Annotated in this window: 7 protein-coding genes; 5 read left to right on the forward strand and 2 right to left on the reverse strand. The window is 61.4% G+C overall.

Features of this window, described 5'->3' with window-relative positions; all coding sequences use genetic code 11:
• The first annotated feature begins 7 nt into the window (after nucleotides 1-7).
• The 5 genes from L0U80_RS31455 (at nucleotide 8) to L0U80_RS31475 (ending at nucleotide 5,298) form a co-directional block, all read left to right on the forward strand.
• On the forward strand, nucleotides 8-1,045 hold the full coding sequence (locus L0U80_RS31455) for an amidohydrolase family protein (protein ID WP_233875778.1): 1,038 nt from the start codon (nucleotides 8-10) through the stop codon (nucleotides 1,043-1,045).
• Nucleotides 1,038-1,721 (forward strand): 4-carboxy-4-hydroxy-2-oxoadipate aldolase/oxaloacetate decarboxylase, encoded by a 684-nt coding sequence (ligK, locus tag L0U80_RS31460; protein ID WP_233875634.1) that lies wholly within the window; start codon nucleotides 1,038-1,040, stop codon nucleotides 1,719-1,721. Before L0U80_RS31455 ends, ligK begins: the two co-directional genes overlap by 8 nt.
• Nucleotides 1,722-1,734: 13 nt before the next feature.
• The gene (locus L0U80_RS31465) at nucleotides 1,735-2,679 is read left to right on the forward strand and encodes an amidohydrolase family protein (protein ID WP_233875649.1); all 945 of its coding nucleotides are present in this window, start codon (nucleotides 1,735-1,737) and stop codon (nucleotides 2,677-2,679) included.
• Between the two features lie 101 nt (nucleotides 2,680-2,780).
• The gene (locus L0U80_RS31470; protein ID WP_233875652.1) at nucleotides 2,781-4,100 is read left to right on the forward strand and encodes an MFS transporter; all 1,320 of its coding nucleotides are present in this window, start codon (nucleotides 2,781-2,783) and stop codon (nucleotides 4,098-4,100) included.
• A 127-nt stretch (nucleotides 4,101-4,227) separates the two neighbouring features.
• Nucleotides 4,228-5,298, forward strand: a complete 1,071-nt coding sequence (locus L0U80_RS31475) for a porin (RefSeq protein ID WP_267955040.1) — start codon at nucleotides 4,228-4,230, stop codon at nucleotides 5,296-5,298.
• A 240-nt stretch (nucleotides 5,299-5,538) separates the two neighbouring features.
• Here the strand turns inward: L0U80_RS31475 and L0U80_RS31480 are convergent, their stop codons facing one another.
• Nucleotides 5,539-6,291 (reverse strand): class I SAM-dependent methyltransferase, encoded by a 753-nt coding sequence (locus tag L0U80_RS31480; protein ID WP_233875655.1) that lies wholly within the window; start codon nucleotides 6,289-6,291, stop codon nucleotides 5,539-5,541.
• A gap of 22 nt (nucleotides 6,292-6,313) precedes the next feature.
• A partial coding sequence (locus tag L0U80_RS31485) for a LysR substrate-binding domain-containing protein (RefSeq protein WP_233875698.1) occupies nucleotides 6,314-6,885 on the reverse strand: 572 nt, incomplete at its 5' end.

The following is a 6,885-nucleotide window of genomic DNA, read 5'->3' on the forward strand; positions in this document are numbered from 1 at the left end:
ATTCCCTTTGATCATCGACATACACGGTCACTACACCACAGCACCAAAGGCGCTCGAGGAATGGCGCAATCGCCAGATCGCCGGCATTACTGCTCCGGAACAGATGCCAAAGGTATCGGAGCTCAGGATCACCGACGATGAACTGCGTGAGAGTATCGAAGGCAACCAGCTCAGGAAGATGCGCGAGCGTGGTTCGGATCTCACGGTGTTCTCGCCGCGCGCTAGCTTCATGGCGCACCACATTGGCGATTTCAGTGTCAGCAGCACATGGGCGGCAATCTGCAACGAACTGATCCACCGCGTCTCGACCCTCTTCCCTGATCACTTCATCGGCGCGGCCATGCTGCCCCAGTCACCCGGTGTCGATCCGCGCTCCTGCATTGCGGAGCTCGAGCGATGCGTCAGGGACTATGGATTTGTTGGCGTGAACCTGAATCCGGATCCGTCGGGTGGTCACTGGACTTCGCCGCCCCTCACGGACCGCCACTGGTACCCCCTGTACGAAAAGCTGGTCGAGCTCGATGTCCCCGCGATGATTCACGTTTCGACCTCGTGCAACGCGTGCTTCCACACGACGGGGGCGCACTACATCAATGCCGACACGACGGCATTCATGCAGCTGGTTCAGGGCGACCTGTTCAGGGATTTTCCGGCACTCCGGTTTGTGATCCCGCACGGTGGCGGCGCAGCGCCCTATCACTGGGGCCGGTACCGCGGGCTCGCGCAGGAACTGAAAAAGCCGCTCCTCACGGAACATCTGCTCAACAACGTTTTCTTCGATACCTGCGTCTATCACCAGCCCGGTATCGACCTGCTCACGAAAGTCATTCCGGTCGACAACATCCTGTTTGCCTCGGAGATGATCGGCGCGGTTCGCGGGATCGATCCGGAAACCGGCCACTACTACGACGACACGCGGCGCTACATCGAGGGAACGCTCAACCTCACCGCCGGCGAGCGGTACAAGGTCTACGAAGGCAACGCGCGTCGTGTCTATCCGCGTCTTGACGCGGCACTCAAGAGGAAGGGAACGCAGGATGTTTGAACTTGGCATTGTTCATCGACGCGTCGAGCGCACTGCGCCGGAAACTGCCGACGCACTTGCGCGCTACGGCAGCGCTACCGTGCACGAGGCGATGGGCCGTGTTGGCCTCATGAAGCCGTATATGCGACCCATTTATGCAGGCGCCCAGGTTTCCGGCACCGCGGTCACCGTCCTGCTGCAACCGGGCGACAACTGGATGCTGCATGTGGTGGCCGAGCAGATCCAGCCTGGCGACATCGTCGTCGCGGCCGTGACGTCCGAATGCTCGGATGGCTATTTTGGCGACCTGCTGGCAACCAGTTTCAAGGCACGCGGCGCGCGTGCGCTGGTGATCGACGCGGGAGTACGCGACGTCCAGACCCTCGCGCAGATGCAGTTTCCGGTCTGGAGCCGCTTTATCAGCGCGAAGGGGACGATCAAGGCCACGCCCGGTTCCGTGAACGTCCCGGTGGTGTGTGCTGGCGCGCTCGTGACACCAGGCGACGTGATCGTCGCCGACGACGATGGTGTGGTCTGCGTGCCGCGCGCGATCGCGAAGCAGACACTCGAGGCGGCCGCCGCACGCGAGGCCAACGAGGCGGCCAAACGGGAAAAGCTCGCCAGTGGTGTGCTGGGACTCGACATGTACGGTATGCGCGAGCCGCTGGCGAAGGCAGGTCTGCGCTATGTTGACTGAACGGGAATCGCACATGTCCACCACGCAATCCCGCATCGCGTCCGGACCCTTCCAGAAAACACCGGGCTGGCTTGACTGGTTTGAAGGCCCGAGCCGGCCGCAATTCGCCCTGCCCGCCGGTGCTGTCGACGCACATTGTCATGTGTTCGGCCCGGGCGAGGATTTTCCGTACGCGCCGCAACGCAAGTACACGCCGTGCGATGCCTCGAAGGAACAGCTTTTCGCGCTACGTGATCACCTTGGTTTTGCGCGCAACGTGATTGTCCAGGCGACGTGCCACGGGGCCGACAACCGCGCAATGATTGATGCGTTGATCCATTCAGACGAGCGCGCACGGGGCGTCGCTACGCTGCCTTCCGACGTCACGGACGCGCAGCTGCAGCACCTGCACGACGTGGGCGTACGCGGCGTGCGATTCAACTATGTCCGGCGGCTGGTGGATTTCACCCCTGCGGATGAGCTGATGAAAATGGCCCACCGCATCGCCCCGCTCGGCTGGCATGTCGTGATCTATTTCGAGGCGCCGGATCTGCCGGAACTGTGGGACTTCTTCACGTCGCTGCCGACCACCGTGGTCGTGGACCACATGGGACGTCCGGACGTGACGAAACCGGTCGATGGTCCCGAGTTCGAGCTCTTTGTGCGCTTCATGCGCGAGAACCCGAACGTGTGGTCCAAGGTGACCTGTCCGGAGCGTCTCACCGTTGCCGGTCCCGCGGCCCTGAATGGTCAGCGTGCGCCTTATCGCGATGTCGTGCCATTCGCCCGCCGTATTGTCGAAGCGTTCCCGGATCGCGTTCTGTGGGGTACCGACTGGCCGCATCCGAACCTGACCGGCCACATGCCTGACGACGGGCTGCTGGTCGATTTCATCCCGCACATCGCGCCGACCGAAGAACTGCAGCGCAAGCTGCTGGTGGAAAACCCGATACGCCTTTACTGGCCCGAAGAGAGGTAAAGGGCTTACCGCATGCCGGATCCGCCGCGATCGACAGGCATGCACTGAAGCGGGGGCAGGTATGCCCCCGCTGCATCATTCAAAACAAAGGAGACTCACCCGTGCATCCCCCTCCCGCAGGAGCAGCCGATCTGGTGCTGACTCCCATGCAGAAGTCCCAGGCCGTTGCGATGTCATGTCTTGGCTGGGCATTCGATCTGTTCGATCTTTTCATCCTTCTTTATGTCACGCCGATCCTGGCGCATGTGTTCTTCGATTCGACGAACCAGATGCTGTCGCTGGCTGCGGTGTACGCCGCCTTTACGGTAACACTGGTGATGCGCCCGGTTGGCGGCTACGTGTTTGGCCGCTTCTCCGACCGGCATGGCCGCAAGCGGACCCTGGTCATCGCCTCGGTGGGTGTGGGTGTCGTCACTGCACTGATGGGCCTCGTTCCCGCTTACCAGACAATCGGCATTGCAGCGCCTCTTCTCTTCCTGTTGCTGCGTCTGGTGCAGGGCGTGTTCATGGGGGGGATGGTGGCGGCCACGCATACGCTGGGTACCGAATCGATCGGCCCGGAACATCGGGGGCTCGCCTCGGGAATCATCACTGGCGGCGGGTCGGGGATCGGCAAGCTCTTCGCCTCGCTCGTGTTCCTGCTGGTGAGCTTTGTGTTTCCTGACCGGCTGTTCACCGAATGGGGCTGGCGCTTCATGTTTTTCTCGGGTCTCGTCAGCTCGCTGCTCGGCCTGTTCGTGTTTTCGCGTCTGCACGAGTCTCCGTTGTGGCTCGCGCTGGCTGCCAAGCGACGCCATGCACCGCAGGCCCAGCAAGACGAGCGCAGCATCCTGCGTGGCGGCTTCGCCAGCGTGACGCTTGGATGCGTCCTGCTCACGCTCACGGGCGGTGGACTGTCGTATCTGACGTCGGGCTATCTGCCCACGTTTCTGAAGATCGTTAATCAGCTACCGCACAGGGAACTGGGCCTGATCATGAGCTGCGCCGCAGTCTGCGTCACCGCTTCATCCGTGCTGTCCGGCGCGCTGACCGACCGCATCGGCCGGCGCCGCGGCATGCTGCTTTGCGGCGCCGTGTCCCTGGTGTCCATCCCGTTGCTTTATCTTGGGCTCGGCCGCGCACAGACAACGGGCGCGATCGCCGCCTACGCGATTGCGCTCAGCGCCATCGGCACGTTCTGCTATGCCCCGCTGCTGATCGTGCTTAACGAGCGGTTCCCCACCGAACTGCGCTCACGCGGAACTGCCGTGTCGTGGAACATCGGCTTCGCGATTGGCGGCTCGATGCCGGCGCTCGTGTCGCTGATCACCAGCGACGCCAGTGCGCTGGCCGTCACGCTGGCAGCGACATGCGGGCTGGTCAGTCTTGTCTATCTCGCTGTCGCGCTGCTTACGCCGGAGACAAAAGGCGCGATGGGCTGAGAGCAGACCCTTCTTCCATCACTTCTCGCAGTGGTGCGACCTGTCCGATTCAAAGTCCACCGCAATAGCGTCCCCCTGCAATTCTGGTTTACCGCAGGGTGACCGAAAATATTAGTCAGGATAACAAATGAAAAAGAATATCAAATATTTTGCGGCCCGGCCCCATGCCGGCATGAAAATGACCTTTGCCGCAGCGGCGTTGATGGTTGGGGGCGCAGCTTACGCCCAGTCAATGCCCGATCTGGGGTCTTCTTCAGTCCAGATGTACGGGCTGATCGGCATGTACGTCGACCAGTCGAAGCTCAGTTCAACGCCGCACGGAACGGTCCAGATGGGCGGTGGCGGGCTCGTTACGTCGTTCTGGGGCATTCGTGGACAGGAGGACATTGGCGCCGGCACGAAGGTGATATTCGCACTGGAAAGCTTCTTCCGGCCCAACACCGGCCAGATGGGGCGCAACACGACGGACGGGCTGTTCTCGCGCAACTCGTATGTGGGGGTGACCAACGACGCTTACGGCACGCTCAAGCTTGGCCTGCAGACGACGCAGACCTACCTGAACCAGTCGATGCTCAACCCGTTCGGCTCCTCGGTCGTGTTCTCTCCGCTCATCACGCAGTCGTATGTGGCGGGCTACAACGGCACGGTACTGGGCGATACGGTCTGGGGCAACACGATCGGTTACTACTCCCCTTCTTTCGCTGGTCTGTCGGGCGTCGCGCAGTACTCGGTGAGCACCGTAACAGGGCGTCAGGGGCGGGACAATCTTGGCCTGCATCTGATGTACAAGAATGGCCCGCTGCAGGTTGCCCTGTCTGCACAACGGGTCAGGGCCGCGATTGCCGCACCCACGGCCGATCAGTATCTTTATCTCGCGGGTGCGACCTGGGACGCGAACTTTGCGAAGTTCTACGGCGCCATGCAAACCACCAACACGACGACATCCGAGGTTGGATCGCACACTTACGAGCTCGGCGTGTCGATCCCGGTGACCGCAGTGTCGGCCGTGCTGGCCGAGTGGGCACTCACCAGACAGACTGCGCCGAAGGAGCAGAATACGGTGCACAACACCGGTTCGCTTGCCTATGCGTACTACCTGTCGAAACGCACGCAGGTGTATGGCATCTACTCGTATGACAAGATTTCCACGCATCCGTCCGGCAGCACGTACGGTGTCGGTATCCAGCATACCTTCTGAGATGCAAGCTCCGTTTGATATGCGGAGCCTTTCTGATGCGTGAACGGCTGTCTGACTATTCTGCTAATCGCAGGCCTGATCAGACAGCCGTACTCCATGACTTCAACTGGGCGCCATGTCGGCGTCCTGTTTTTTTTGCGATTGACGGTCGTGCTGCCGTCGCTAACGGGCCACCGATACGATTACGCTGGAAAGCTGCCTGATTGAAATGCTGAATTTTGGAGTACAGTCACGGCCGCGTCAGCGTTGTTGCTCCGGCATGGCCTTGATGAGCGCATTGGCGCGCATCGGTCTCACGAAATGAGCGCCGTCGTCCGTCATGTGTGCCTCAAATGCGCGTCGGACCTGTTCGACGCGCTGCGGCGTGAGCCCAAAATCACTATGCGTGACGCGCATGACCTTGCGCTCAAAGTCGGCAAAGTCCATGAACCGGACGGGAACCCGGTAGTGAATTTCTCCTGCACTGCCCCAACGTGAGTCACCCGACGCGCGCACAAGTGCGTCGAATGCCAGCTGCCGGACTTCTTCCTCGTCGTGAAAAAGACGGATGATTTCGTTTAGCTCTCCGGCAAAGACCGGTTCAGCGAAGTAAGCGACCCCGCCCGGACGCAGCACGCGATGAATTTCGTCCAGTGCCCGATCGAGCAATGCCGCAGGTACGTGGTGCAGCGACTTGAACATCAGCACTGCATCGAACGTCTGCGCCGCAAACGGGGTGTGCTCGGCAGGTCCGTGAAGATACGTGATGCGATCGTGCCGATTGCGCTGCTGGTTCTTCTCGAGCTGGATCAGGTCGACCTCCAGCGCGCAAATGCTGATGTCGGGCCACGTGTCGGCGATGCGCCGCGTCATTTCGCCGGTACCGCAGCCGATTTCCAGGACCTCGTGCAGCCGTCCCTGTGCAGACAGCGGTTCCAGGGCGTCTTTCAGAACGGCAATTTCATCGCGGATTTCACTGCAGAAAGGATCATGGAGCTGCATCGTCGGGATCATGAGGGTTGAACGGGGTGTCATATCACGCGTCGCCAGATGCCAGCATCGTGAGAAGACTACGCGAAAACTGCGGCAGCGACTCCACGTTGCGCACGCAGAGGTTGAGCCGCCGCTCGGCCCACGGGTCATCAAGCGCTATGGGAGCGATATCCATGTTGTCGGCGAGCTTCCAGGCGATCGACGCCGGAATGATGCCGATGCCAGCGCCCGCGGCGATCATACGGCAGGCCGCTTCGAACGAAGCGACCTGGATGCGTAGTCTGAGCCGTCTGCCGAGAGCGTTCGCGGCCTGCTGAACGAACGCATGGATGGCGGTCGATTCAGGAAGGCCGACGAAATCGTTGTCGAGCGTTTCGGCGAAGCGCACCGACTCCCGCAGGGCCAGCGGATGATCCGTACGGGTGACCAGCACCAGCCGGTCGTTGCGGTACGGCAGCATTTCGAGCTGCCCCGGATCAATGTCGCCCGCGACAATACCAATATCCGCCAGATTTTCCGCCACGCTGCGCACGATCTCGTTGCTGGGCGCTTCGCGCAATTCGATGTTCACGTTGCCATGTTCCTGCAGGAACCGGCCGAGTACATCGGGCAGGC

This window comes from Paraburkholderia adhaesiva (genome assembly GCF_021390575.1).
Classification (GTDB): domain Bacteria; phylum Pseudomonadota; class Gammaproteobacteria; order Burkholderiales; family Burkholderiaceae; genus Paraburkholderia; species Paraburkholderia adhaesiva.

Coding starts and splice junctions, on each gene's coding strand:
- L0U80_RS31475 (WP_267955040.1), top strand. CDS start 4,228: ATGAAAAAGAATATCAAATATTTTGCGGCCCGGCCCCATGCCGGCATG.
- L0U80_RS31480 (WP_233875655.1), bottom strand. CDS start 6,291: ATGATCCCGACGATGCAGCTCCATGATCCTTTCTGCAGTGAAATCCGC.
- ligK (WP_233875634.1), top strand. CDS start 1,038: ATGTTTGAACTTGGCATTGTTCATCGACGCGTCGAGCGCACTGCGCCG.
- L0U80_RS31465 (WP_233875649.1), top strand. CDS start 1,735: ATGTCCACCACGCAATCCCGCATCGCGTCCGGACCCTTCCAGAAAACA.